Annotated in this window: 23 protein-coding genes and 1 pseudogene; 7 read left to right on the forward strand and 17 right to left on the reverse strand. The window is 58.8% G+C overall.

The genetic code is table 11. The features are described from left to right. Nucleotides 1–48: 48 nt before the first annotated feature. Nucleotides 49–1,362: a PQQ-dependent sugar dehydrogenase gene (locus GPL81_RS08895; RefSeq protein WP_160106439.1), complete on the forward strand. Its 1,314-nt coding sequence runs from the start codon at nt 49–51 to the stop codon at nt 1,360–1,362. 115 nt (nt 1,363–1,477) lie between these two features. Here GPL81_RS08895 and GPL81_RS08900 read toward each other — a convergent pair whose 3' ends face one another. The 6 genes from GPL81_RS08900 to GPL81_RS08925 form a co-directional block, all read right to left on the reverse strand. Beyond that, nucleotides 1,478–2,131, reverse strand: a complete 654-nt coding sequence (locus GPL81_RS08900) for an O-methyltransferase (RefSeq protein WP_160106440.1) — start codon at nt 2,129–2,131, stop codon at nt 1,478–1,480. An 18-nt stretch (nt 2,132–2,149) separates the two neighbouring features. Further along, a complete protein-coding gene (locus GPL81_RS08905) occupies nt 2,150–2,686 on the reverse strand; it encodes a C40 family peptidase (RefSeq protein ID WP_096509653.1) in 537 nt (178 codons plus the stop codon). 165 nt (nt 2,687–2,851) lie between these two features. Further along, on the reverse strand, nt 2,852–3,499 hold the full coding sequence (locus GPL81_RS08910) for a C40 family peptidase (RefSeq protein ID WP_160106441.1): 648 nt from the start codon (nt 3,497–3,499) through the stop codon (nt 2,852–2,854). A 226-nt stretch (nt 3,500–3,725) separates the two neighbouring features. After that, the gene (gene hda, locus GPL81_RS08915; RefSeq protein ID WP_007936072.1) at nt 3,726–4,430 is read right to left on the reverse strand and encodes a DnaA regulatory inactivator Hda; all 705 of its coding nucleotides are present in this window, start codon (nt 4,428–4,430) and stop codon (nt 3,726–3,728) included. A 197-nt stretch (nt 4,431–4,627) separates the two neighbouring features. Then, nucleotides 4,628–5,701, reverse strand: a complete 1,074-nt coding sequence (locus GPL81_RS08920) for an AI-2E family transporter (RefSeq protein ID WP_096509651.1) — start codon at nt 5,699–5,701, stop codon at nt 4,628–4,630. 36 nt (nt 5,702–5,737) lie between these two features. Then, entirely contained in the window at nt 5,738–6,796 is a 1,059-nt protein-coding gene (locus GPL81_RS08925; protein WP_160106442.1) for a DUF2066 domain-containing protein, read from the reverse strand. 386 nt (nt 6,797–7,182) lie between these two features. On the opposite strand from GPL81_RS08925, the gene purM reads away from it, so the two are divergent. From purM to GPL81_RS08940, 3 genes are read left to right on the forward strand one after another with little or no spacing between them, the layout of a single operon-like run. Then, the gene (gene purM, locus GPL81_RS08930; RefSeq protein WP_008049708.1) at nt 7,183–8,241 is read left to right on the forward strand and encodes a phosphoribosylformylglycinamidine cyclo-ligase; all 1,059 of its coding nucleotides are present in this window, start codon (nt 7,183–7,185) and stop codon (nt 8,239–8,241) included. Beyond that, on the forward strand, nt 8,241–8,891 hold the full coding sequence (gene purN, locus GPL81_RS08935; protein ID WP_160106443.1) for a phosphoribosylglycinamide formyltransferase: 651 nt from the start codon (nt 8,241–8,243) through the stop codon (nt 8,889–8,891). The genes purM and purN overlap by 1 nt, the downstream gene beginning before the upstream one ends. 8 nt (nt 8,892–8,899) lie before the next feature. Continuing rightward, nucleotides 8,900–9,613 (forward strand): DUF3108 domain-containing protein, encoded by a 714-nt coding sequence (locus GPL81_RS08940; protein ID WP_160106444.1) that lies wholly within the window; start codon nt 8,900–8,902, stop codon nt 9,611–9,613. Nucleotides 9,614–9,682: 69 nt separating this feature from the next. Here GPL81_RS08940 and GPL81_RS31955 read toward each other — a convergent pair whose 3' ends face one another. Together GPL81_RS31955 and GPL81_RS31960 are read right to left on the reverse strand one after the other, a co-directional pair. Next, on the reverse strand, nt 9,683–10,546 hold the full coding sequence (locus tag GPL81_RS31955) for a methyl-accepting chemotaxis protein (RefSeq protein ID WP_425502550.1): 864 nt from the start codon (nt 10,544–10,546) through the stop codon (nt 9,683–9,685). Continuing rightward, nucleotides 10,538–11,308, reverse strand: a pseudogene (locus GPL81_RS31960) (MCP four helix bundle domain-containing protein); the annotation flags it as partial. The pseudogene GPL81_RS31960 and the gene GPL81_RS31955, both read right to left, overlap by 9 nt. Nucleotides 11,309–11,556: 248 nt before the next feature. Here GPL81_RS31960 and GPL81_RS08950 point away from each other — a divergent pair. Together GPL81_RS08950 and GPL81_RS08955 are read left to right on the forward strand one after the other, a co-directional pair. Next, the gene (locus tag GPL81_RS08950; RefSeq protein ID WP_160106446.1) at nt 11,557–11,973 is read left to right on the forward strand and encodes an OsmC family protein; all 417 of its coding nucleotides are present in this window, start codon (nt 11,557–11,559) and stop codon (nt 11,971–11,973) included. Between the two features lie 62 nt (nt 11,974–12,035). Continuing rightward, nucleotides 12,036–12,923, forward strand: coding sequence for a pirin family protein (locus GPL81_RS08955; RefSeq protein ID WP_160106447.1), 888 nt, complete (start codon nt 12,036–12,038; stop codon nt 12,921–12,923). A gap of 132 nt (nt 12,924–13,055) precedes the next feature. Here GPL81_RS08955 and GPL81_RS08960 read toward each other — a convergent pair whose 3' ends face one another. From GPL81_RS08960 to GPL81_RS08975, 4 genes are all read right to left on the reverse strand, one after another. Further along, nucleotides 13,056–13,784: a dienelactone hydrolase family protein gene (locus GPL81_RS08960; RefSeq protein WP_160106448.1), complete on the reverse strand. Its 729-nt coding sequence runs from the start codon at nt 13,782–13,784 to the stop codon at nt 13,056–13,058. Nucleotides 13,785–13,850: 66 nt separating this feature from the next. Beyond that, nucleotides 13,851–15,755, reverse strand: coding sequence for a molecular chaperone HtpG (htpG, locus tag GPL81_RS08965; protein WP_160106449.1), 1,905 nt, complete (start codon nt 15,753–15,755; stop codon nt 13,851–13,853). Between the two features lie 81 nt (nt 15,756–15,836). Further along, a complete protein-coding gene (locus GPL81_RS08970) occupies nt 15,837–16,289 on the reverse strand; it encodes a PaaI family thioesterase (RefSeq protein WP_160106450.1) in 453 nt (150 codons plus the stop codon). After that, entirely contained in the window at nt 16,286–16,762 is a 477-nt protein-coding gene (locus GPL81_RS08975) for a PaaI family thioesterase (RefSeq protein WP_160106451.1), read from the reverse strand. The genes GPL81_RS08970 and GPL81_RS08975 overlap by 4 nt, the downstream gene beginning before the upstream one ends. A 159-nt stretch (nt 16,763–16,921) precedes the next feature. Here GPL81_RS08975 and GPL81_RS08980 point away from each other — a divergent pair, with 159 nt between their 5' ends. Then, nucleotides 16,922–17,158, forward strand: coding sequence for a hypothetical protein (locus GPL81_RS08980; protein ID WP_160106452.1), 237 nt, complete (start codon nt 16,922–16,924; stop codon nt 17,156–17,158). Between the two features lie 79 nt (nt 17,159–17,237). Here GPL81_RS08980 and GPL81_RS08985 read toward each other — a convergent pair whose 3' ends face one another. The 5 genes from GPL81_RS08985 to sucC form a co-directional block, all read right to left on the reverse strand. Further along, nucleotides 17,238–17,639 carry an MAPEG family protein gene (locus tag GPL81_RS08985; protein WP_160106453.1) on the reverse strand — a complete coding sequence of 134 codons (402 nt, stop codon included), beginning with the start codon at nt 17,637–17,639 and terminating at the stop codon, nt 17,238–17,240. Further along, on the reverse strand, nt 17,639–18,376 hold the full coding sequence (locus GPL81_RS08990; protein WP_096509639.1) for a DUF599 domain-containing protein: 738 nt from the start codon (nt 18,374–18,376) through the stop codon (nt 17,639–17,641). The genes GPL81_RS08985 and GPL81_RS08990 overlap by 1 nt, the downstream gene beginning before the upstream one ends. Before the next feature lie 270 nt (nt 18,377–18,646). After that, complete coding sequence (brnQ, locus tag GPL81_RS08995) at nt 18,647–19,960, reverse strand: branched-chain amino acid transport system II carrier protein (protein ID WP_096509638.1); 1,314 nt, start codon at nt 19,958–19,960, stop codon at nt 18,647–18,649. Between the two features lie 429 nt (nt 19,961–20,389). Beyond that, entirely contained in the window at nt 20,390–21,271 is an 882-nt protein-coding gene (gene sucD / locus GPL81_RS09000; RefSeq protein ID WP_017127973.1) for a succinate--CoA ligase subunit alpha, read from the reverse strand. After that, the gene (gene sucC, locus GPL81_RS09005; RefSeq protein WP_007919879.1) at nt 21,271–22,437 is read right to left on the reverse strand and encodes an ADP-forming succinate--CoA ligase subunit beta; all 1,167 of its coding nucleotides are present in this window, start codon (nt 22,435–22,437) and stop codon (nt 21,271–21,273) included. The genes sucD and sucC overlap by 1 nt, the downstream gene beginning before the upstream one ends. Nucleotides 22,438–22,507 lie beyond the last annotated feature (70 nt).

The following is a 22,507-nucleotide window of genomic DNA, read 5'->3' on the forward strand; positions in this document are numbered from 1 at the left end:
TTGCGCTTCTCTACTGATCAGGTCAATGGATTCATAGGGAAGATCAGCATGCGCAAGCTTCAGCTCGCTCTCATCATCGCCCTCGCCGGAGGGCTTGCCGCTTGCGGTGAGACCTCCACGCTGCAAGTCTCCGACGGTACCGGCCCGTCGCCCAAACTCCCGGAACCCAACAAGACGCTGATGCCGACGGTGAACATCGCCCCGGCAATCGGCTGGCCGGACGGCGCCAGCCCCGTCGCCGCCGCCGGCACGCAAGTGACCCCATTTGCCGAGGGCCTCGATCATCCGCGCTGGTTGTATGTACTGCCCAATGGCGACGTGCTGGTGGCCGAAACCAACGCCCCGCCCAAACCGGATGACGGCAAAGGCATTCGTGGCTGGGTCATGAAAAAAGTCATGGCCCGCGCCGGTGCGACCGTACCCAGCCCGAACCGCATCACCCTGCTGCGGGACAGCGACCACGACGGCGTCGCCGAGACTCGCACGGTATTCCTGGAAAACCTCAACTCCCCCTTCGGCATGACCCTGGTCGGCAATGATCTGTACGTCGCCGACACCGACCGCCTGCTGCGCTTCCATTATGAAAACGGCGACACGTCGATCAAGTCACAACCGGTCAAAGTAGTGGATCTGCCGGGGGGCACTCTGAATCACCACTGGACCAAAAACGTCATCGCCAGCAAGGACGGCAGCAAGCTGTACGTCACCGTCGGCTCGAACAGTAACGTCGGTGAAAACGGCATGGATCAGGAAGAAGGACGCGCGGCGATCTGGGAGGTGGATCGCGCGACCGGCAACCACCGGATCTTTGCTTCGGGAATCCGCAATCCGAACGGACTGGCTTGGGAGCCTTCGAGCGGCGCATTGTGGACGGCCGTCAATGAGCGGGATGAAATCGGTAGCGACCTGGTGCCGGACTACATCACCTCCGTGAAGGACGGCGGATTCTATGGCTGGCCTTACAGCTATTACGGCCAGCACGTCGACATCCGCGTCGAACCGCAAAACCCCGGACTGGTGGCCAAGGCAATTGCGCCGGACTATGCGGTCGGCCCGCATACCGCGTCGCTGGGGCTGACGTTTGCCCAAGGCAACACGCTGCCGGCGCAATTCAAGGAAGGTGCCTTTGTCGGCCAGCATGGCTCATGGAACCGCAAGCCACACAGCGGCTATAAAGTGATTTTCGTCCCCTTCCACGCCGGCAAACCGAGCGGACAGCCGGTGGATGTACTTACTGGATTCCTCAATGACGAAGAAAATGCCATGGGCCGGCCAGTGGGTGTGGTGATTGATCAGCAGGGAGATTTGCTGGTGGCCGATGACGTGGGGAACAAAGTATGGCGGGTGTCGGCAACTAAATAGCACCACATACCACTGTAGGAGCGAGCCTGCTCGCGAATGCGTCAGTACAGGCAACTTTGATGCTGAATGTGCTGACCTCTTCGCGAGCAGGCTCGCTCCCACAGGGACTCTGTGTTTAGCGTTTGCGGCAAAGGGTGAGCCCATCCCCCAGCGGCAACAGCGACAGATCCACCCGCGAGTCATCCTTCAAGGCACGATTGAGCGCCTGAATGGCTCGGGTATCTGCACTTTCTGGATTGTCCTCCAGCACCCGACCGCTCCACAGCGTGTTATCGAACACCGCCAGACCACCGGTGCGCAACAGGCGCAGCGCATGCTCCAGGTAGGCTGGATAGTTGGCCTTGTCGGCATCAATGAAAATCAGATCGAACTGGCCTGGCTGATCCAGTTTGCCCAGGGTTTCCAGCGCCGGCGCCAGACGCAGCTCAATTCGCCCGGCCAACCCGGCTTCCTGCCAGTAACGGCGCGCCGTTGCGTTGTAATCGCCCGGAATATCACAGCAAATCAACGAACCTCCCTCCGGCAATGCCGACGCCATGCACAGGGCGCTGTAACCGGTGAAGGTGCCGACTTCCAGCAAACGCCTGGCGCCGGTGAGCTTCACCAGCAACGCAAGAAACTGCCCCTGCTCTGGCGCCACTTGCCAGCGCGCCATGGGCAGCGCCTGGGTTTCGTCGCGCAAACGCTTGAGCAGCGGCGTTTCGCGCAGGGACACGTCAAGCAGGTAGTGATAGAGCGAATCGTCGAGATTGAGCGTGCGAGCGGTCATGACCACAAACTCTGGCTGTTACGGATTGCGCGCCAGGTGCTCCGGTTGCAGGACGCGCTTGGCACTCAGGTAGGCTTTCTGCCAATAAGCCTTGGACAAGCTGTCGAGCTTGACCGTGCCACCCGTGGCAGGCGCATGGACGAAACGGCCTTCGCCGACATAGATGCCGGCATGGCTGACCTGCGAGCCGCCGTTGGTGGCGAAGAACACCAGGTCACCTGTTTGCAGGCCTTCCTTGCCGACATCGGCCGCTTGCATGGAGATCATTTCGCGGGTGGTGCGCGGCAAGGAAATGCCGGTGACATCACGGTACACATAACCGATCAGCCCGCTGCAATCGAAACCGGAGTCTGGTGTATTGCCACCCCAGCGATAAGGCGTGCCCACCAGGCCCAATGCACGAAACAGCACATCTTCCGCTTCAGGCGAAAAGGCTTGGGAAGGACCGAAAACGATGGGAGCGCGAACCACCGGCGCTGGCGGCGGTGTGCGGCTGGCGCAGGCACTGAGCAGCGCTGCGAAAAGCATGATTGCGAGGCGGGCCGACGTCGACATAAGCAGAGCATCCTGATCTGGCTGCGGCTTTTTTCTGCAGAGGACGCAGAAAAGAAAACCGCCTGCGCATTACGCAGGCGGTTTGCCATCATTCATGGATCAGATTCTAGCGCTTATGCGGCAAACTTCAAGTAAGACTTTAAGTTCGCCTTACGAACTGTCCGCTTACTTGCGCGCCGTGACAATCGGGCTGGCATTCGGAGCCATCGCGAGTGCGCGCTTGGCTTCGATGAAGGTCTTGCTCCAGTAGCTGTCGCCCAGGCTATCGATCCGCACGCCACCGCTTTTGCGGCTGCTGGAATGGATGAACTGGTTATCACCCAAGTAGATCCCGGCGTGACTGACACGACCGCGACGGCCGTTGGTGGCGAAAAACAGCAGGTCGCCCGGCTCGAGCTTGCTGCGCGAGACCAGCGGCGCGTCGATGTTGATCATTTCACGGCTGGAGCGCGGCAGGTTCATGCCCGCTTCTTCGCGGAACAGATAACCGATGAAACCGCTGCAATCGAAACCGGCTTCAGAGGTACCGCCGAAACGGTAACGGGTACCGATCAGGGACATGCCGCGCTCGAGAATGCTGTCGGCCAGAACCGGAAGCTGATAGGACTTGCCGTCGGCGAAAGCGGCCAGTTCTTTTTCGGTGGCCACTTCTTCCTGGAAAAGAGAGTCTTGATAACGAACGGAAGACTGGGCAGTAACAGAGTTTTTAACCTGCTGTTGTTGCTCTTGCTGGGCCACTGGCGTGTGGGCAGCGCAACCGAACAACAGGGTAACGAGTGCGAGGGGCACGAGGGGTGCAAAGCGCTTTAGCATGGGCACGACCGTGGCTGTTAGTTGTAAAGAAGCCGAGACTATGCCCGCTATCAACCTCATTTGCAAATTCAATCGAACTTTTTGTGACTTCTCGGTTTCTCGTTTACATCTAAGCGCTTAAGCCCATTTTGATCATTTACGCGGCCTGCCATTGCCAGGAAAGCGCGTTTTCTGGCGCCTGAAATATGCCGAAAAGCGCTGAAAGCCGCAGATTTAAAGGGGTTAGCTACCAGCCCAGGGTTTCTTTAAGGAAGGGAATGGTCAGCTTGCGCTGAGCCTGAAGGGAGGCCTGGTCGAGGCGTTCAAGCAGCTCGAACAACGCGCTCATGCTGCGGGTCCCGCGGGTCAGGATAAAATGCCCGACTTCATCGGTCAGGTGCAGGCCACGACGGGATGCGCGCAGCTGAAGGGCGCGCAGTTTGTCTTCGTCGGAGAGCGGGCGCATCTGGAAGATCAACGCCAGGGTCAGGCGGGACTTGAGGTCCGCCAGCTTCACCGGCAGTTCCCGAGGGGACGTCGACGCGGCAATCAGCAGGCGCCGACCGCTATCACGCAGACGATTGAACAGATGGAACAGCGCCTCTTCCCAATCCGCCTTGCCGGCGACCGCTTGCAGATCATCCAGGCAGACCAGTTCGTACTGCTCGAGGTTGTCGAGAATTTCGATGCCACGATCCATCAACTCGGCCAGCGGCAGATACACCGCTGGCTCACCCATCTGTTCGAAACGCAGGCAGGCCGCCTGTAACAGATGCGTGCGACCTACCCCGTGCTTGCCCCAGAGATAAATCAGGCTTTCGGTCCAGCCGGCGTCGGCTTCGCACAGCCGCTCGACATAGCCGAGTGCAGCGGCATTGGCGCCTGGGTAGTAGTTGATAAAGGTGGCGTCGTCACGCAGACGCACACCTAGGGGCAGCTGAATCGGTTTCATGCTGACTGAACAGTTCCAAAGGAACCGTTAGTGGCCTCTGTGTAAAGTTTGCGCAGTTTATACCCGTGAAGCCGACCGCACAATGCGACAGACCACAAGCAAAATCAAAGGTTTGCGTTGGCGCCCCGGTTTCATGACAGTTTCTTTGGCGGTGCAGGCATCGACCCGGCCTCGATCCGGGTTGCCCGCGAAGCGTCTTAAAGCTCTGGCTCGTCCACACCACTATAGATTTCTGAATCCTTATACAAATCATGCACATGGCGCACCAGCACCATGATCACCGCCGCCACCGGCAGCGCCAGCAGAACGCCGGTAAAACCGAACAGTTCTCCACCGGCCAGAATTGCAAAGATCACCGCCACCGGGTGTAGACCTATCCGATCCCCCACCAGCAACGGCGTCAGCACCATACCCTCCAGCGCCTGCCCCACCATGAACACCGCGACGATACCGATCATCGGATACAGATCGCCGCCGAACTGAAACAGACCGGCAATCAATGCCGCACCTATACCGATCACAAACCCCATGTACGGCACAATCGCCGCCAGACCGGCAATCAGACCAATCAACAGCCCCAATTCCAGCCCCACCAGCATCAGGCCCGCGGCGTAGATCACGCCCAATGCCACCATCACCAACAATTGCCCGCGAACGAAGGCCCCGAGCACTTCATGGCACTCACCGGCCAGGGACACTGCGCGCTCCTCCCGATCCCGGGGCAGCAGGCTACGGATCTTGGCCATCATCAGATCCCAATCCCGCAGCAAGTAGAACGTCACCACCGGTATCAGCACCAGATTCGCCAGCCAGCCAATCAGCGCCAGACCGGAAGCCGTCGCTTGGCTCAATACCACCCCGACAACGTCGCTGGTCTGCCCCATGTGCTCACTGATCGCGGCCTTGAGCTTGTCGAACTTCCAGAAACCCTCCGACAAACCGAACTTGGATTGCGCCCACGGCAGCGCCGTGTGCTGCAACCAGTCGAGCATCTGCGGTGCCAGCTCATACAAACGAAACAGCTGCTTGGCGAGCATCGGCACCAACACCAGCAGCAGCGTGGTGAAGATCAATATGAACAGCGCGAACACGGCAACCACGCCCAGGGTTCGCGACAGCCCGGCCTTCTCCAGTCGATCCACCAGCGGATCAAACAGATAGGCCAGCAGCAACGCCACCAGGAACGGCGTCAGGATCGGGTGCAGCAGCCAGATAAACGCGCAGAGCAGAACCACTCCACCCAACCAGAACCAACGCCGCGTATCGGCCATGAACCACTCCATTGCTTCTATATAAAGAAAGAAAAACTACCAGCGGAAATGCAATTGCGGTGTCGGTGCAGCGACGGGCGCTGCGGCAGGGGCCGAACCGCCTGCCGCCGGTGCAACAGGCGCCACGGGGACGGGGGCCGGTGCCGCCGCAACTTCCTGCAATTTCGCCAGCGACAACTGCGCCCGCAACTGATCGGTGCTGCCATTGACCCGATACAGAATCCGGTCGCCATCGACACTTTGCGGGCGCCCGCCGAAAGGCTCCAGCAAACGCCCAAGGGTCGCATAGCGCTCAAGATTCATGCCCTGCACTTCCAGCAACTGCTGAGTCGACGCACCTGCCTTGGCGACAAATCGTGGCGCCAGCCGCTCGTTGACCGCCAGCATCACCGCGTCTGCCAGAGCCGCTTGATCGGCACCCTGGACACTGCCTGCCTCTTTCTGGTCGCCCAGCCACAAACGCCACTTGGCTTGCCACTGCCCACCCTCTTCTCGGGCATGCACCGCCAGCAAGGCGTCGGCATTGTAGCGTTCCGATGCGTTGTGCAGCGGCGCGGGATCAGCACTTTCCAGATTGGGTGCAGTGGCGACAATCTGTTCATTCAGATCCGCCAGGGGCAGCCGCAACGGCAAGCCGCGGTGTTGTGCTGCACGACGCAGCGGCGCCGCACTGGCCTGACCGTCGCCCACCAGGCTCGAACCCTCGGTGGAATCGTTCAACCACCATCCCAGAATCGACGGCCGACTGGCGCCCCACATGGCCAGCCCGGCGCGGCGCAACGCCTGTTCGGTGGAAGTCGGATCGAAATCGACTTTCAATACCTCCGGCGGCCCGGCGTCAAAGCCGTACTGACTGATGATTTGCTGCGGGTCCTTGCGGATCGCCGCCAGTCCAGGACTTTGCACCGCCTTGGGGTCGCCGGTTAGACGCAAGATGAGTGTATCGAGGGCGCGCTGAGTCGCCTGGTCACGCTCTTCCGGTGACTGGCCACTGACCGGTTCGCGTACTTGATAAAGGCCTTTGACGGTTTCGGCATGGCTGACCAGGCTGACCAGAGACAAACAACCCACAAACAAGAATTTACAAAAACGCATGGAAGATTCCTGACGACAAGAGCGGCTGGAACAGGCCGAATGAACATGATCGAGCAAGGCTGTGACCATCGCCCGGCGCAAAACATTCACACGGCCCGGGTAAGTTTTCGCACTGTCATAACGATAGACGGTTAATGACGATACCCTGCTCAAGCGTGAAGGATGCAACCAACACACAACAATGAAGGTTTTTTTAAGCCGATATGCCCCTGCCGTCGGCGTGAGGATGGCCGCTGCCCTTCAAGCCTGATAAAATCGCGCGCCTTCGCAGACCGGCAACAGCCGGGCACTTTCGAAATTCGCGTGAGGCAATCGCCCTCGTCGATTTCGGCGCGCCCCCGCTGAACTCGGTCGTTACCCAGAAATCCCCCCTAAAGGCCTGGATCATGAGCAAGCAACCCTCCCTGAGCTACAAGGACGCCGGTGTAGACATCGACGCCGGTGAAGCATTGGTCGAACGCATCAAGAGCGTCGCCAAGCGCACTGCGCGCCCGGAAGTCATGGGCGGCCTGGGCGGTTTCGGCGCCCTCTGCGAAATCCCGGCCGGCTACAAGCAGCCTGTGCTGGTTTCCGGTACTGACGGCGTCGGCACCAAGCTGCGCCTGGCACTGAACCTGAACAAACACGACAGCATCGGCATCGACCTGGTTGCCATGTGCGTCAACGACCTGGTGGTGTGTGGCGCCGAGCCGCTGTTCTTCCTCGACTACTACGCCACCGGCAAACTGAACGTCGACACCGCCGCCCAGGTGGTAACCGGCATCGGCGCTGGCTGCGAACTGTCGGGTTGCTCCCTGGTTGGCGGCGAAACCGCTGAAATGCCTGGCATGTACGAAGGCGAAGACTACGACCTGGCCGGTTTCTGCGTCGGTGTCGTGGAAAAATCCGAAATCATCGACGGCTCCAAGGTTGCCGCCGGCGATGCCCTGCTCGCCCTGCCGTCTTCCGGCCCGCACTCCAACGGTTACTCGCTGATCCGCAAGATCATCGAAGTGTCCGGCGCCGACATCGAAAACACCCAGCTCGACGGCAAACCGCTGACCGATCTGCTAATGGCCCCGACCCGTATCTACGTGAAGCCGCTGCTCAAGCTGATCAAGGAAACCGGCGCCGTCAAGGCCATGGCCCACATCACCGGTGGCGGCCTGCTGGACAACATTCCGCGCGTCCTGCCAAAAGGCGCACAAGCCGTGGTTGACGTAGCCAGCTGGAACCGCCCGGCCGTATTCGACTGGCTGCAAGAGAAAGGCAACGTCGACGAGAACGAAATGCACCGCGTGCTGAACTGCGGCGTGGGCATGGTCATCTGCGTGGCTCAAGAGCACGTTGAAGCCGCCCTGAACGTTCTGCGCGAAGCGGGCGAGCAGCCTTGGGTCATCGGTCAGATCTCCACCGCTGCCGAAGGCGCGGCCCAGGTTGAACTGAAGAACCTCAAGGCTCATTGATGTCCCAGACCTGTGATGTGGTGGTGCTGTTGTCCGGCACCGGCAGTAACTTGCAGGCCCTGATCGACAGCACGCGGACCGGCGACAGCCCGGTCCGCATCGCTGCGGTGATTTCCAACCGCGCCGACGCCTACGGCCTGCAACGCGCCAGGGACGCGGGTATCGACACCCGCACCCTGGATCACAAGGCTTTCGAAGGCCGCGAAGCCTTCGATGCCGCGCTGATCGAACTGATCGACGCCTTCAACCCCAAACTCGTGGTCCTGGCCGGCTTCATGCGCATTCTCAGCGCGGGCTTCGTGCGCCACTACCAGGGTCGCCTGCTCAATATCCATCCGTCTTTGTTGCCCAAATACAAAGGGTTACACACTCATCAGCGCGCTCTGGAAGCCGGCGACGCTGAACACGGCTGCTCAGTGCACTTTGTCACCGAGGAACTCGATGGCGGACCACTGGTCGTACAGGCAGTAATACCGGTAGAGTTGCACGACTCGCCGCAGAGTCTGGCGCAGCGGGTCCATGTTCAGGAACACCTGATCTACCCGATGGCCGTCCGCTGGTTTGCCGAAGGCCGTTTATCACTCGACGATCAAGGTGCTTTACTGGATGGGCAGTTACTCGCGGCCAGCGGCCACTTGATTCGAATCTAGGAGATTTTATGCGTCGTGCCCTGCTCTTCGCTTGCGCTCTGCTCGCCCTGCCCTTTGCACAGGCGGCAGACCTTCATCCTTTCTCCGCCAGCTACACTGCCGACTGGAAGCAGCTGCCCATGAGCGGCACCGCCGAGCGCAGCCTGACCCAGGAAGCCAACGGCGTCTGGAAGCTCAGCTTCAAGGCTTCGATGATGATCGCCAGCCTGTCCGAAGAAAGCACCCTGACAGTCGACAAGGACACCCTGCTGCCACAGTCCTACCACTTCGAACGGGGTGGCCTGGGCAAAGCCAAGAAGGCTGACCTGGACTTCGATTGGACCACCAAGAAGATCACCGGCACAGACCGTGGCGACGCGGTCAATATCCCGCTGAACCGTGGCATGGTCGACAAGTCCACCTATCAGCTGGCACTGCAGCATGACGTGGCCGCCGGCAAGAAAAGCATGAGCTATCAAGTCGTGGATGCTGGCGAAGTCGATACCTATGATTTCCGTGTGCTGGGTTCGGAAAAGGTCGACACCAAGGCTGGCCAGATCGATGCGATCAAGGTCGAGCGCGTGCGTGACCCGACACAAAGCAAGCGCATCACCGTGCTCTGGTTCGCCAAGGACTGGGACTACCTGCTGGTCCGCCTGCAACAGGTCGAAACCGACGGCAAGGAGTACAACATCATGCTCCTGGACGGCAAGGTCAACGGCAAGACCGTCAAAGGCAGCTGATCCACACCGACAAAAAGAAGCCCCGCAAAATGCGGGGCTTCTTTTTGTCCGGGATTCGGCTATCGATCCCTAGACCGAAAACCGCGCCACCAGGGTATTCAGATCCACCGCTAACCGTGACAGCTCCTGGCTCGCCGCACTGGTCTGATTCGCCCCGGCCGAGCTTTGCAGTGCCAGGTCGCGGATATTCGAAAGGTTGCGGTCCACTTCCCGCGCCACCGCCGCCTGCTCCTCCGAGGCACTGGCGATCACGGTGTTGCGCTCATTGATCAGGGTGAATGCCGATGCGATATCTTCCAGTGCAATGCCCGCGGCCTTTGCCACTTCAAGGGTCGAGCGTGCCCGGGCATTGCTGTGCTGCATCGAGCTGACCGCCGAATCGGTGCCTTGCTGGATGCCAGTGATCATCTGCTCGATTTCCCGGGTCGATTGCTGAGTACGGTGCGCCAGGGCCCGCACCTCGTCGGCCACCACCGCGAACCCGCGTCCGGCATCCCCGGCCCGGGCCGCTTCAATGGCTGCGTTCAGGGCCAGCAAGTTGGTTTGCTCGGCAATCGAGCGAATCACGTCCAGGACTTTGCCGATGCTGTACACCTTCTGCGCCAGGTCTTCGACCTGCGAAGCGTTGGCGGTGACATCATCGGCCAGCATCTCGATAGACATCACGGTCTGGTGCACCTGCTCACGGCCATGCTGAGCAATGCGATCGGACTCGCGGGACGCTTCGGAGGTGGCCACGGCATTGTTTGCCACCTCCTCCACCGCCGCGGTCATCTGATTGACTGCCGTGGCGGCCTGATCGATCTCCAGGCTCTGCTGGTGCAGGCCACGGGTGGCATCCTCGGTGACGCAGCTGAGCTCCTCCGAAGCAGAGGCCAATTGGCTGGATGACTCGGAAATACGCTGGATCGTTTCGCGCAGGTTCAGCTGCATACTCTTGAGCGAGTGCAACAGTCGCGCCGGCTCGTCGTCGCCAGTGATGCTGATGTCACCGGTCAGATCGCCGCCAGCGACCACTTCGGCGACCTTCACTGATTGCGAAAGCGGCACCACGATACTGCGGGTCAACAATAAGGCCAGGCCAACGGTGGTAATCGCCGCCAGGGCAATCATCACCCCGACCCAGATCCGCGACTGGTTGAACACCTGGCGCCCGGCTTCGCTCGCCAGATTGGCGTTGTGTTTGTTCAAGCCGACCAGCTCCTTGAGCGTGATGGTGATTTCATCGGCCAGCGGATTCATTTCACCGTTGAGAATGGCCGCTGCGTCCTCCACCCGTCCCTGGGCAGATCCCGCCATTACCTGACTCTGGAACTGCAGATACTTCTGCTCGGCGGTCTTGAAGCGATCGAACAAAATTCGCTCTTCGGGCAACACGATCAGCTTGTCATAGCGTTGCTGAGCATCGTTGAGAACGGCCTTCAAATCGTTGATCTTACCGACGTTCTGAGCCAACGCCTGTGGATCGCGATTGATCAGCAAGCGCATGGTCAAGGCCCGCAGCCGCAACATGTCCTGACTCATATCACCGACCGCCATGACGCTGGGCAGCCAGTTGTCATCGACCTCATCGGCCTGCGCCCGCATATTCGACATTTGCAGCAGCGCGAACACCCCCAGGCCAAAAACCATCAATGCCAACAGGCCAAAACCCAGACTCGCACGCGGCGCAATATTGAGACTTCTTAAACTCATTACTCTGGTTCCTTCCAAAAGCGCTGCTTCAGGCAGCTGGTCTTTTAGACGATATCGGACTGTTGAAAATTTGCGTAAGACGAAAAAGTGATATCAAATCGCCTGTACTGCATCGGTCAAAAGCGGTATCGATTCAGCCCAATACCGGCACCAGCCCGGATATCCGGAACATGTTTGCGCAGGAATGCTCTATACCTTCACGGTCCTTTTTGATCGAATGATCATTCCCGTCACCCGCGAGGTATCCCATGACTGTTACCGTCAACACCGTGTCTGCCGAAGGTTTTCGTCACAGCGTGCAAATCGATGACCACGAACTTTTTGCCGACGTGCCCACCACTGCTGGCGGTGAAGGCTCGGCGCCGGAACCCCACGATTACTTCGATGCCGCACTGGGTGCCTGCAAAGCCTTGACCCTGAAGCTGTATGCCAGGAAAAAGGACATCCCGCTGACCGGTGTCGGCGTCGAGGTCAAACGCGATAACAGCGAAGAGCAAAAAGGCAAATACGCCCTGCACGTCAAATTGACCCTCAAAGGTGTACTCACCGACGCCCAGCGCGAAGAACTGCACCGCGTGGCCGATCGCTGCCCGATTCACAAACTGATGACCACCAGCGAAGTCAGCATCGAAACCCATCTGTCCGAAGGCGCGTTCAGCCAATAGCGGCAAGGGTTGCGCAAGCGGGTTATGCTCGGATGCATCACCCGCTCAGCCTGGAACGCACCATGAACACTCCGCTCGTGATCCGCCCCCGCGCCGAAGATGTCGAAGGCCAGCCCATCCTGCGCCCGTTGCCATCCGCCAAATGCCGTAATGTCGGGCCCTTCGTGTTTTTCGACCACATGCTGGAGACCCGCTACGCCGCGGGAGATGGCATGAACATTCGCCAACATCCGCACATTGGCCTGTCCACCCTCACCTACCTCTTTGAAGGCCAACTCCAGCACAAGGACAGCCTCGGTTCGGATCAGGTGGTCAACGCCGGGGATGTCAGCTGGATGACCGCCGGCAGTGCCATCGCCCACGTCGAACGCACGCCCGAAGCCCTGAAAGAACGCGGTTTCACGATGCACGGCCTGCAGATCTGGCTGGCCTCGCCCAAGGACCGCGAACACGGTCCTGGCCATTACAGCCACCATCCCGCCTCTACGCTCCCGACCAGTGAAAACCTTGGCGTGAAAATCCGCATGATTGCCGGTTCAGGCTTTTGCCTGGAATCGCCGGTGCCCGTGCTTTCTCCCACGCTGTATGCCGAATTGCACCTGCAAACAGCGGCGACATTGCTGATTCCCACCGAGCATGAAGAACGTGCGCTGTATGTGTTGAGCGGTGAAGTGCAACTGGATGGCGAACCGATAGAACCACACGCATTGGTGGTGCTGCCGGCCGGGGAAGAAATGACGTTGTTCGCCGAGAGCGATTGTCATGCCGTGTTGTTCGGCGGAGCACCGCTGGACGGTCCGCGGCGGATCAATTGGAATTTTGTGGCGAGCGACCCGGCGTTGATCGACGAAGCACGGCGACGCTGGGCGGCCGGGGACTGGCCAACGGTACCGGGGGAAGTCGAGCGGATTGAATTGCCAAAACACCGAAGCGAGCCCACTCCGTTGTAATGATCCTCGGTGTGAGTCACACCGCCATCGCGAGCAGGCTCGCTCCCACAGGGAAATGCATTCCATTGTGGGAGCGAGCCTGCTCGCGAAGAGGCCGGCACTCACACCGACCATGCCGGGGCAAAAAAGCAATCAGCCCTTGAACACTTCATCCAGCAGGTTATGCATCGAAGTGAACGCCCGCGCGGCAACCTTTGCGTCGTACATCATCATCCCCGGCACCTTGGCATGCGGGTCGGTGAACGAGTGGAAAGCCCCGCCGTAGCTCAGCAACTGCCAATCCACACCCGCGGCATTCATTTCATCTTCAAAAGCCGGCAATTGCTCTTTTGGCACCAGTGGGTCGGATGCTCCGTGCAATACCAGCACCTTGCCCTTGATGTTCTTCGCATCGGCCGGATTCGGGGTATCGAGGGTGCCATGGAACGAGACGGCGGCTTTTACCGGAGCACCGGTACGGGCGAGTTCCAGCGCGCAGCAACCACCAAAGCAGAAACCGAAGGTCGCCAGTTTCGACGTATCGACCGCCGCCTCCCCCTGCTTTTGCAATTGCTCGAACGCCGCCTGCATGCGCTTGCGCAGCAATGCACGGTCGTTCTTCAGCGGCATCATCGCCGCGCCTGCCTCATCGTTGTTCGTTGGACGAACCGATTGGCCGTAGAGGTCCGCGATCAGCACCACATAGCCCTTGGCCGCCACTGATTTGGCGATGTCCTCGGCACCGGCGCCGACGCCCATCCAGTTGGGTGCCATCAGCAGGCCCGGGCGCGCGCCCTTATGGTCAGCATCGAACGCCAGGCGGCTTTCGTAAGCCTGACCGTCAATCTGGTAGGCCACGGAACGTACAGTGATTTGGCTCATTTCTGACTCCTGATTTTCAACACCAGAATGAAAAAACCCGCCGAAGCGGGTTTTTCTACAACGCAGTTAAACCGACAGTTCAACCAACAGCTTGTTCAGACGACGTACATACGCCGCCGGGTCCTTCAAGCTGTCGCCGGCCGCCAGGGCTGCCTGATCGAAGAGGATGTGCGACAGGTCGCCGAAGCGCTCGTCGCTCTGCTCGTTGTCGAGCTTCTCTATCAGCGGGTGAGCCGGGTTGAATTCGAAAATCGGTTTCGAATCCGGCACCTTCTGGCCGCTGGCTTCCAGGATCTGACGCATTTGCAGGCCCAGGTCCTGCTCGCCGATGGCCAGGATCGCCGGGGAATCGGTCAGGCGATGGGAAACCCGAACTTCGGCAACGGATTCGCCCAGCGCAGTCTTGAGGCGCTCGACCAGACCTTCCTTGGACTTGGCGACTTCTTCCGCAGCTTTCTTGTCCTCTTCAGAGTCCAGGTTGCCCAGGTCCAGGTCACCACGCGCCACATCGACAAAGCTCTTGCCGTCGAATTCGCTGAGGTAGCTCATCAGCCACTCGTCGATACGATCGGTCAGCAGCAGCACTTCGATACCTTTCTTGCGGAAGACTTCCAGGTGCGGGCTGTTTTTGACCTGGGCGTAGGTTTCGCCGGTCAGGTAGTAAATCTTGTCCTGACCTTCCTTGGCGCGAGCCAGGTAGTCGGCCAGACCAACAACCTGCTCACCCTCGTCACCGTTGGTGGAGGCGAAACGCAACAGGCCGGCAATCTTTTCCTTGTTGGCGAAGTCTTCTGCCGGGCCTTCTTTCATGACCTGACCGAAGTTCTTCCAGAAGCCCTTGTATTGCTCAGGCTCGTTCTTCGCCAGTTTTTCCAGCATGTCCAGCACGCGCTTGGTCAGCGCCGACTTCATGGAGTCGATGATCGGGTCTTTCTGCAGGATTTCCCGCGACACGTTCAGCGACAGATCATTGGAGTCGACCACGCCCTTGATGAAGCGCAGGTACAGCGGCAGGAACGATTCGGCCTGGTCCATGACGAACACACGCTGCACGTACAGCTTCAGGCCTTTCGGCGCTTCACGCTGGTACAGGTCGAAAGGTGCACGGGCCGGCACATACAACAGCGAACTGTATTCCAGCTTGCCTTCAACCTTGTTGTGGCTCCAGCTCAGCGGGTTTTCGAAGTCGTGGGCGATGTGCTTGTAGAACTCCTGGTATTCCTCGTCCTTCACTTCAGTGCGAGGGCGAGTCCACAGGGCGCTGGCACGGTTGACGGTTTCCCATTCAACAGCCGGTTGCTCTTCGCCTTCGGCAGCGGCCACTTCTTTCGGCAACTCGATCGGCAAGGCGATGTGGTCGGAGTACTTCTTGATGATGTTGCGCAGGCGCCAGCCATCGGCGAACTCGTCTTCACCGGACTTCAGGTGCAGGACGATACGGGTGCCGCGCTCGGCCTTGTCGATGGTAGCGACTTCGAACTCGCCCTCACCCTTGGAAGACCAATGCACGCCTTCGCTGGCCGGGCTACCGGCACGACGGCTGAACACGTCGACTTTGTCAGCGACGATGAACGCGGAATAGAAGCCCACGCCGAACTGACCGATCAGGTGCGAGTCTTTCTTTTGATCGCCCGACAGGTTTTTCATGAAGTCGGCGGTGCCCGACTTGGCGATGGTCCCCAGGTGGGTGATCACATCTTCGCGGCTCATGCCGATGCCGTTGTCTTCGAGCGTGACGGTCTTGGCGTCCTTGTCGAAGCTCACACGGATCTTCAGTTCGGCGCCACCTTCCAGCAAGTTTGGCTTGGACAGGGCTTCGAAACGTAATTTGTCTACAGCGTCAGAGGCGTTCGAGATCAGTTCGCGAAGGAAGATTTCCTTGTTGGAATACAGCGAATGGATCATGAGGTGCAGCAGCTGCTTTACCTCGGTCTGGAAGCCCAGGGTTTCCTTTTGAGTTTCCACACTCATGGTCATCAAACTCCAATCAGATGGCATAAGCCGCGACCAAGAGGGTCGGCGGCGGGTTGTCATCAGAGTTGGGGGCTGCGTTCAGGATTTCAAGGGCTCCTCGAGTTTGAAATGCGCCCGGGCCGTGGCAATCGGCTCGCCTTCGGTGGTTTGCCATGCGGTAATTGCCACGTTAGCCACCCGGCGTCCCTGGCGGCACACCTGGCATCGGGCCCAGGTATCGCGGAATTGACCCGCCCGCAGATAGTCGAGGGAAAAATCGATAATCTTCGGCACGCTCGGCGAGCCGGTCGCAATCAGCAGGTGCATGGCGGCGGCCAGCTCCATGAAACCGGCAATCACGCCGCCATGGATGGCGGGCAATAGAGGGTTGCCAATGTTGTCCTTGTTGGCCGGCAGACGAAACAGCAACTCATCCCCCACCCGCGAGCATTCGACACCGATCAGTGTCGCATAGGGAATCATCTGCAGCAGTGAGGCGTAGTCACCCTGCTCATGGGCCTGTCGCAATTGTTCCTGAAACGTGCCAGTCATTTCGCATCTCCGGCAATAACGCCGCCAAAGCCCTTGGTGCCCTTGATGCCCTTGCCCATGCGCATGAACGTACCCACCACATGGGCAATCGGTTGTTCGGGATCGTCCTGATAAGCAAAGCCCCGGGCGAAAATCACGTCGGTGGTCACCCGGTAGCACTGGGCGAAACCATAGACATCTTTATGGGGCTCGGCGGCGTGCATGTAGTCGATACGCAGGTCGAGGGTCGGGCAGACTTCGAATTCCGGCAGCACACAGAGGGTGGACATGCCGCAGGCGGTGTCCATCAGCGTGGTCAGCGCGCCACCATGAATGACACCGGTTTGCGGGTTACCAACGATCTGCGGGCTGTAAGGCAAAACCACGGTGAGCCCTTCACTGCTGGCACTGTGAACACGCAGGCCGAGGACCTGACAATGTCGAAGCGCGGAAAGAAATCGCGTTGCACGCTCGAAAACGAGACTTTCAGCCATTTGATAAAAACTCTTGTTTAGTATTCCGACAGTGCAATACAGCACTGAAAAAAGTTCCGCATTAGAACAAACTTATATATCTGAACGACTTATGGAACTTAACCCTGATGACTGTGCTCGAAAGGCCAGTAAGATATTTTCCATCAGGAGAAACACCCCATGCGTAAGACTTTAGCTATTGCCTTGATGTTGACCGCTACCCTCGGTCTCGCTGCCTGCGATAAAAAATCCGAGGACAAAGCTCAAGAAGCCAACAAACATGCTGAGCAAGCTCAGCAAGACATGAGCAAAGCTCAGGATAAAGTGAACGACGCAGCGAAAGAAAACGCCGAAGCTGCCAAAGCTCAGGCTGAATCGAACGAAGCAGCGGCAAAAGAAGCCGCTCCTAAAAACTAAATCGGTTTTTAGTCAGATAAAGGAAAACCCGCCAAGTGCGGGTTTTCTTTTGCCTTCAGGTTTATTGGTCATGTAGGCGTCACAACAAAATCGTTCGAAAAGTCGGACTGATCATCAGCAACAGCGAACAGATTAAACCCACTAGCCAAACCAGACTGCGCTGCCAGGCAAGATCTTTCCAGTAACACACCAAGTAGATAACTCGTGTAACCACGAAGATGATCGCCAGCCAATCAATAAGCCATCCTGCCGTCTGCGTGGTATGCGCCATCAACACGCCCACCGCGAACAATATGAAGGCTTCGAAACAATTCTGATGGGCCGCCACCGCCCGGGCACCCAACCCCGTAAGTTGCGCCTGCTGTTGGCGCGGCAGGTGATTGTTGTAACCGCCCTGCTCTTTCATGGCCGTGGTCACGGGCATGCGCGCCACGTAGATCAGCACGGCACTGATAAACACACACCAGAACGGAATACTCATCAAGCAGCCTCTTTGATCACCTCGGGCAATGGCGCCTCTGTAGGTGTATAGACCATCACGTCGAGAACGTCGGAATGAAACTCGCGGCGATACAGCACGAACACGACGCCGGCACTCATCAACATGAACAACCAGGGGCTGACGAACCAGGCCAGCATGGTCATGCCGAAGTAATAGGAACGCAGGCCGAAGTTGAACTGGTTGGCCGCCATGGAGATGACACGGGCTGCACGGGCAGCGAAGGCTTTGCGCTCCTGCTCGGACACATGGCGCTCACCGATCATCGGCGCCGAGCCGACCAGGATGGCCGCGAAGTTGTATTGGCGCATGCACCAGCTGAAGGTAAAGAACGCATAGACGAACACCAGCGCCAAACACAGCAACTTGATCTCCGACATCCCCTGGGATGCCTGCTGCACCATCGGAATATCCGCCAGCAACGACACCGCCCGCTCGGAGGCCCCGAGCACCGTGAGAATGCCGGCCAGAATAATCAGGGTACTGGAGGCAAAGAACGATGCATTACGCTCCAGGTTACCGATCACGCTGGCGTCGGCGATGCGGTTGTCGCGCAGCAGCATGCGGCGCATCCAGTCTTCGCGGTAAAGATGCAGAACGCTGGCCAGGCACGCAGTGTCACGGCCCTTCCACGTTGCGTAGCGGGTATAGCCGCCCCAGCAGATGACAAACCAGAGCGCGGCGAGGATGTGGATCAGATTGGCTTGGATGAACGACATGCAGGTCCTTTTGATGACTAGGAAAGGCAAAACTGTGGGAGCGAGCCTGCTCGCGATAGCACTGGATCAGCCAACATATAGGTTGAATTTAAAGCCGCCTTCGCGAGCAGGCTCGCTCCCACATTGGATTTTCGCAATGCTTCGACGTTAGCTTACGGAAAAAGACACTGCCTCACGCCCATAAAAAATGCCCCGTATCGATTGATACGGGGCATTTCCATTTTTTGTAGAGAGCAGCTCAAAAGCCCGCTTGTGGCAGGCCCGTGAAGCTTAAGCCAAAGCTTCGACGCGTTTGCCCAGCAAGCGATCGCAGACCACGGCGACCACCAGGGTCATTACCGATGGTACCAGCCACGCCAACCCCTGCTCGCTCAGCGGCAAGTGGGCCAGTTGCGCCGGCATCCAGTCCGCCAGGCCGGCACCCTTGAGGGCATCGATCAGACCGAAAATGAACGACACCAGCATCACCGGACCGACGATACGGCCTTGCTCATGCCAGAAGTCCTTGCAGAAGCTCAGGGCTACCAAGGCGATGCATGGCGGGTAGATCGCGGTCAGTACCGGAATCGAGAACGCGATCAGCTTGGTGAGGCCCAGGTTGGAGACCAACAGGGAAAACGCCGCGAGGATGATCACCAGAGTCTTGTAGGACAGTGGCAGTACACGGCTGAAGTATTCGGCGCACGCGCAGGTCAGGCCAACCGCCGTGACCAAACACGCCAGGGAGATCAGCACCGCAAGGAATCCGCTGCCCAGCGAGCCGAACGTGTGCTGCACGTAGGCGTGCAACACCGCCGCGCCGTTGGTCGCACCGACGGCCACTTCATGGCTACCCGAACCGAGACGGAACAAGCTGATATACACCAGCGCCAGGCCCACGCCGGCAATCAGGCCGGCAATGATCGCGTAACGGGTGATCAACGCTGGCGACTCGACGCCGCGGGAGCGGATCGCGTTGACGATGACAATGCCGAATACCAGCGCGCCGAGGGTATCCATGGTCAGGTAACCATTGATGAAGCCCTGGGAGAACGGGGCCGCCACGTACTCAGGCGTTGCCTGACCAATGTCGCCCGCCGGCAAGGCGAATGCCGCGATGCCAAGAACGGCCAGGGCGATAATCTTCAACGGTGCGAGGAAACGTCCTACGGTATCCAGCAGACGACCGGGATAGAGCGAGATGAAGAACACCAGCAGGAAATACACCGAGCTGTAGAGAAACAGCGCCAACGGGCTTTCGCCGGTCAGCGGCGCCAGGCCCACTTCGAACGACACCGTAGCGGTACGCGGTGTGGCAAACAGCGGCCCCACGGCGAGGTAGCACGCGGCGGCCAGCAGGCCACCGGCCAGTTTACCGATCGGGCTGCTCAACGCATCCATGGCACCACCGACCTTGGCCAGCGCGACAACGGTGATCACCGGTAATCCTACCGCCGTGACCAGAAAGCCCAGCGCCGCCATCCAGACATTAGGCCCGGACTGCAAACCGACGATAGGCGGGAAGATGATATTGCCGGCCCCGACGAACAGGGCAAACGTCATAAAACCAAGTGCCAGGATGTCCTGACCTTTCAACACTTTCATTAAGGAAATACCACACTACTGAATCGGAATTTAGAGAGGGGTTTCCCTTATGGGTGAGGGAAATGCAGTCGGTCCGAATAGGACTGACCCGTTTAGCGCGAAGCTACCTTGTGGGCGGCGGACGCAAAAATGGCGGCTAGCCTAACGAATTTGTCTGACAAACGCACTGTTTGAGGGCGAACTATCCGATACGCGACATCTTTGTGTCGCGTTTTCGCATGTTCATGGTTGTCGCCTGTAAGTCCGCCATCGCGGGCAAGCCCGCTCCCACAGGTTTTGCGGGGTAGACAAAATTGTATGAACGCAACAAATCCTTGTGGGAGCGGGCTTGCCCGCGAAGAGGCCAGCACAGCGAACGCAAATCGCAGAAACGACAAAGGCCACCCGAAGGTGGCCTTTGTTTGGTTAAGCGTCAGCTAAGCGCTAGGCTTACTTGACAGCCCAACCCGTCAGCTCGGCCAGGGCCTTGCCGATGTCTGCCAGCGAACGCACGGTTTTAACGCCTGCGTCTTGCAGCGCAGCGAATTTCTCGTCTGCAGTGCCTTTGCCGCCAGAGATGATTGCGCCAGCATGGCCCATGCGCTTGCCCGGAGGAGCAGTCACACCAGCGATGTAGGAAACAACCGGCTTGGTCACGTGTGCCTTGATGTAGGCAGCCGCTTCTTCTTCAGCCGAACCGCCGATCTCACCGATCATCACGATCGCTTCGGTCTTCGGGTCTTCCTGGAACAGCTTCAGGATGTCGATGAAGTTCGAGCCCGGGATCGGGTCACCACCGATGCCGACGCAAGTCGACTGACCGAAACCGGCGTCAGTAGTCTGCTTCACAGCTTCGTAGGTCAGGGTGCCGGAACGGGAAACGATACCGACCTTGCCTGGCAAGTGAATGTGACCTGGCATGATGCCGATCTTGCATTCGCCTGGAGTGATCACGCCTGGGCAGTTAGGGCCGATCAGGATAACACCCAGCTCGTCGCACTTAACTTTAGCGTCCAGCATGTCCAGGGTAGGAATGCCTTCGGTGATGCACACGATCAGCTTGATGCCGCCGAAAGCAGCTTCCAGGATCGAGTCCTTGCAGAAAGGAGCCGGAACGTAGATCACGCTGGCGGTGGCGCCAGTGGCAGCTACGGCGTCTTTCACGGTGTTGAACACTGGCAGACCCAGGTGCTCGGTGCCGCCTTTACCAGGCGTTACACCACCAACCATCTTGGTGCCGTACTCGATGGCTTGCTGGGTGTGGAAACTACCTTGCGAACCGGTAATACCCTGGCAGATAACTTTGGTGTCTTTATTGATCAGGACGCTCATTATTTGCCCTCCGCAGCTTTGACAACTTGTTGAGCAGCGTCGGTCAGGCTGGTAGCAGCGATGATGTTCAAACCGCTTTCTGCCAGTACTTTAGCGCCCAGCTCAGCGTTGTTGCCTTCAAGGCGAACAACAACCGGGATTTTCACGCCGACTTCTTTCACTGCACCGATGATGCCTTCGGCAATCATGTCGCAACGAACGATGCCGCCGAAGATGTTAACCAGTACTGCAGCGACGTTGGTGTCGGACAGAATGATTTTGAAAGCTTCGGTAACGCGTTCTTTGGTAGCACCGCCGCCCACGTCGAGGAAGTTGGCTGGTTTGCCGCCATGCAGGTTGACGATGTCCATGGTACCCATGGCCAGGCCAGCACCGTTGACCATGCAACCGATGTTGCCTTCCAGCGCTACGTAGTTCAGTTCGAACTTGGCAGCGTGCGCTTCGCGCGGATCGTCTTGCGACGGATCGTGGAAAGTCTTCAGCTTAGGCTGACGGTACATGGCGTTGGCGTCGATGTTGATCTTGGCGTCCAGGCAGTGCAGATCGCCGTCAGCCTTGATCACCAGCGGGTTCACTTCCAGCAGGGCCAGGTCGTGATCCTTGAACAGCTTGGCCAGACCTACGAAGATCTTGGCGAACTGGGCAACTTGCTTGCCTTCCAGACCCAGCTGGAATGCCAGCTCGCGACCCTGGAATGGCTGAGCGCCAACCAGTGGATCGATAGTGGCCTTCAGAATTTTTTCTGGAGTGTCGTGAGCGATTTTCTCGATGTCCACGCCACCTTCGGTGGAAGCCATGAACACGATGCGACGGCTCGAACGATCAACGACAGCGCCCAGGTACAGCTCTTTAGCGATATCAGTGCACGATTCAACCAGGATCTTGGTGACTGGCTGACCATTGGCGTCAGTCTGGTAAGTCACCAGACGCTTGCCCAGCCACTGCTGTGCGAAGGCTTTGGCGTCTTCTTTGCTGCGAACCAGCTTTACGCCGCCCGCTTTACCGCGACCACCGGCGTGGACCTGGGCTTTGACAACCCACTCGCTGCCGCCGATTTTGTCGCAAGCTTCTGCTGCTGCTTCCGGGGTGTCTACCGCGTAACCGGTGGATACTGGCAGGCCGTACTCAGCGAACAGCTGCTTACCCTGATACTCGTGAAGATTCATGCTTATTACCGTCTTCGTTAGGTACTGCGCATTCGGTGCTGCACTCATTCAAGTGCCGCACCACCTGTGA

Source organism: Pseudomonas izuensis (assembly GCF_009861505.1).
Taxonomy (GTDB): Bacteria; Pseudomonadota; Gammaproteobacteria; order Pseudomonadales; family Pseudomonadaceae; genus Aquipseudomonas; species Aquipseudomonas izuensis.

What these genes read in the sequence shown, in the direction of transcription:
- GPL81_RS08895 (WP_160106439.1), top strand. Translation starts at nt 49, where the DNA reads ATGCGCAAGCTTCAGCTCGCTCTCATCATCGCCCTCGCCGGAGGGCTT.
- GPL81_RS08900 (WP_160106440.1), bottom strand. Translation starts at nt 2,131, where the DNA reads ATGACCGCTCGCACGCTCAATCTCGACGATTCGCTCTATCACTACCTG.
- GPL81_RS08905 (WP_096509653.1), bottom strand. Translation starts at nt 2,686, where the DNA reads ATGTCGACGTCGGCCCGCCTCGCAATCATGCTTTTCGCAGCGCTGCTC.
- GPL81_RS08910 (WP_160106441.1), bottom strand. Translation starts at nt 3,499, where the DNA reads ATGCTAAAGCGCTTTGCACCCCTCGTGCCCCTCGCACTCGTTACCCTG.
- hda (WP_007936072.1), bottom strand. Translation starts at nt 4,430, where the DNA reads ATGAAACCGATTCAGCTGCCCCTAGGTGTGCGTCTGCGTGACGACGCC.
- GPL81_RS08920 (WP_096509651.1), bottom strand. Translation starts at nt 5,701, where the DNA reads ATGGCCGATACGCGGCGTTGGTTCTGGTTGGGTGGAGTGGTTCTGCTC.
- GPL81_RS08925 (WP_160106442.1), bottom strand. Translation starts at nt 6,796, where the DNA reads ATGCGTTTTTGTAAATTCTTGTTTGTGGGTTGTTTGTCTCTGGTCAGC.
- purM (WP_008049708.1), top strand. Translation starts at nt 7,183, where the DNA reads ATGAGCAAGCAACCCTCCCTGAGCTACAAGGACGCCGGTGTAGACATC.
- purN (WP_160106443.1), top strand. Translation starts at nt 8,241, where the DNA reads ATGTCCCAGACCTGTGATGTGGTGGTGCTGTTGTCCGGCACCGGCAGT.
- GPL81_RS08940 (WP_160106444.1), top strand. Translation starts at nt 8,900, where the DNA reads ATGCGTCGTGCCCTGCTCTTCGCTTGCGCTCTGCTCGCCCTGCCCTTT.
- GPL81_RS31955 (WP_425502550.1), bottom strand. Translation starts at nt 10,546, where the DNA reads ATGCAGCTGAACCTGCGCGAAACGATCCAGCGTATTTCCGAGTCATCC.
- GPL81_RS08950 (WP_160106446.1), top strand. Translation starts at nt 11,557, where the DNA reads ATGACTGTTACCGTCAACACCGTGTCTGCCGAAGGTTTTCGTCACAGC.
- GPL81_RS08955 (WP_160106447.1), top strand. Translation starts at nt 12,036, where the DNA reads ATGAACACTCCGCTCGTGATCCGCCCCCGCGCCGAAGATGTCGAAGGC.
- GPL81_RS08960 (WP_160106448.1), bottom strand. Translation starts at nt 13,784, where the DNA reads ATGAGCCAAATCACTGTACGTTCCGTGGCCTACCAGATTGACGGTCAG.
- htpG (WP_160106449.1), bottom strand. Translation starts at nt 15,755, where the DNA reads ATGAGTGTGGAAACTCAAAAGGAAACCCTGGGCTTCCAGACCGAGGTA.
- GPL81_RS08970 (WP_160106450.1), bottom strand. Translation starts at nt 16,289, where the DNA reads ATGACTGGCACGTTTCAGGAACAATTGCGACAGGCCCATGAGCAGGGT.
- GPL81_RS08975 (WP_160106451.1), bottom strand. Translation starts at nt 16,762, where the DNA reads ATGGCTGAAAGTCTCGTTTTCGAGCGTGCAACGCGATTTCTTTCCGCG.
- GPL81_RS08980 (WP_160106452.1), top strand. Translation starts at nt 16,922, where the DNA reads ATGCGTAAGACTTTAGCTATTGCCTTGATGTTGACCGCTACCCTCGGT.
- GPL81_RS08985 (WP_160106453.1), bottom strand. Translation starts at nt 17,639, where the DNA reads ATGAGTATTCCGTTCTGGTGTGTGTTTATCAGTGCCGTGCTGATCTAC.
- GPL81_RS08990 (WP_096509639.1), bottom strand. Translation starts at nt 18,376, where the DNA reads ATGTCGTTCATCCAAGCCAATCTGATCCACATCCTCGCCGCGCTCTGG.
- brnQ (WP_096509638.1), bottom strand. Translation starts at nt 19,960, where the DNA reads ATGAAAGTGTTGAAAGGTCAGGACATCCTGGCACTTGGTTTTATGACG.
- sucD (WP_017127973.1), bottom strand. Translation starts at nt 21,271, where the DNA reads ATGAGCGTCCTGATCAATAAAGACACCAAAGTTATCTGCCAGGGTATT.
- sucC (WP_007919879.1), bottom strand. Translation starts at nt 22,437, where the DNA reads ATGAATCTTCACGAGTATCAGGGTAAGCAGCTGTTCGCTGAGTACGGC.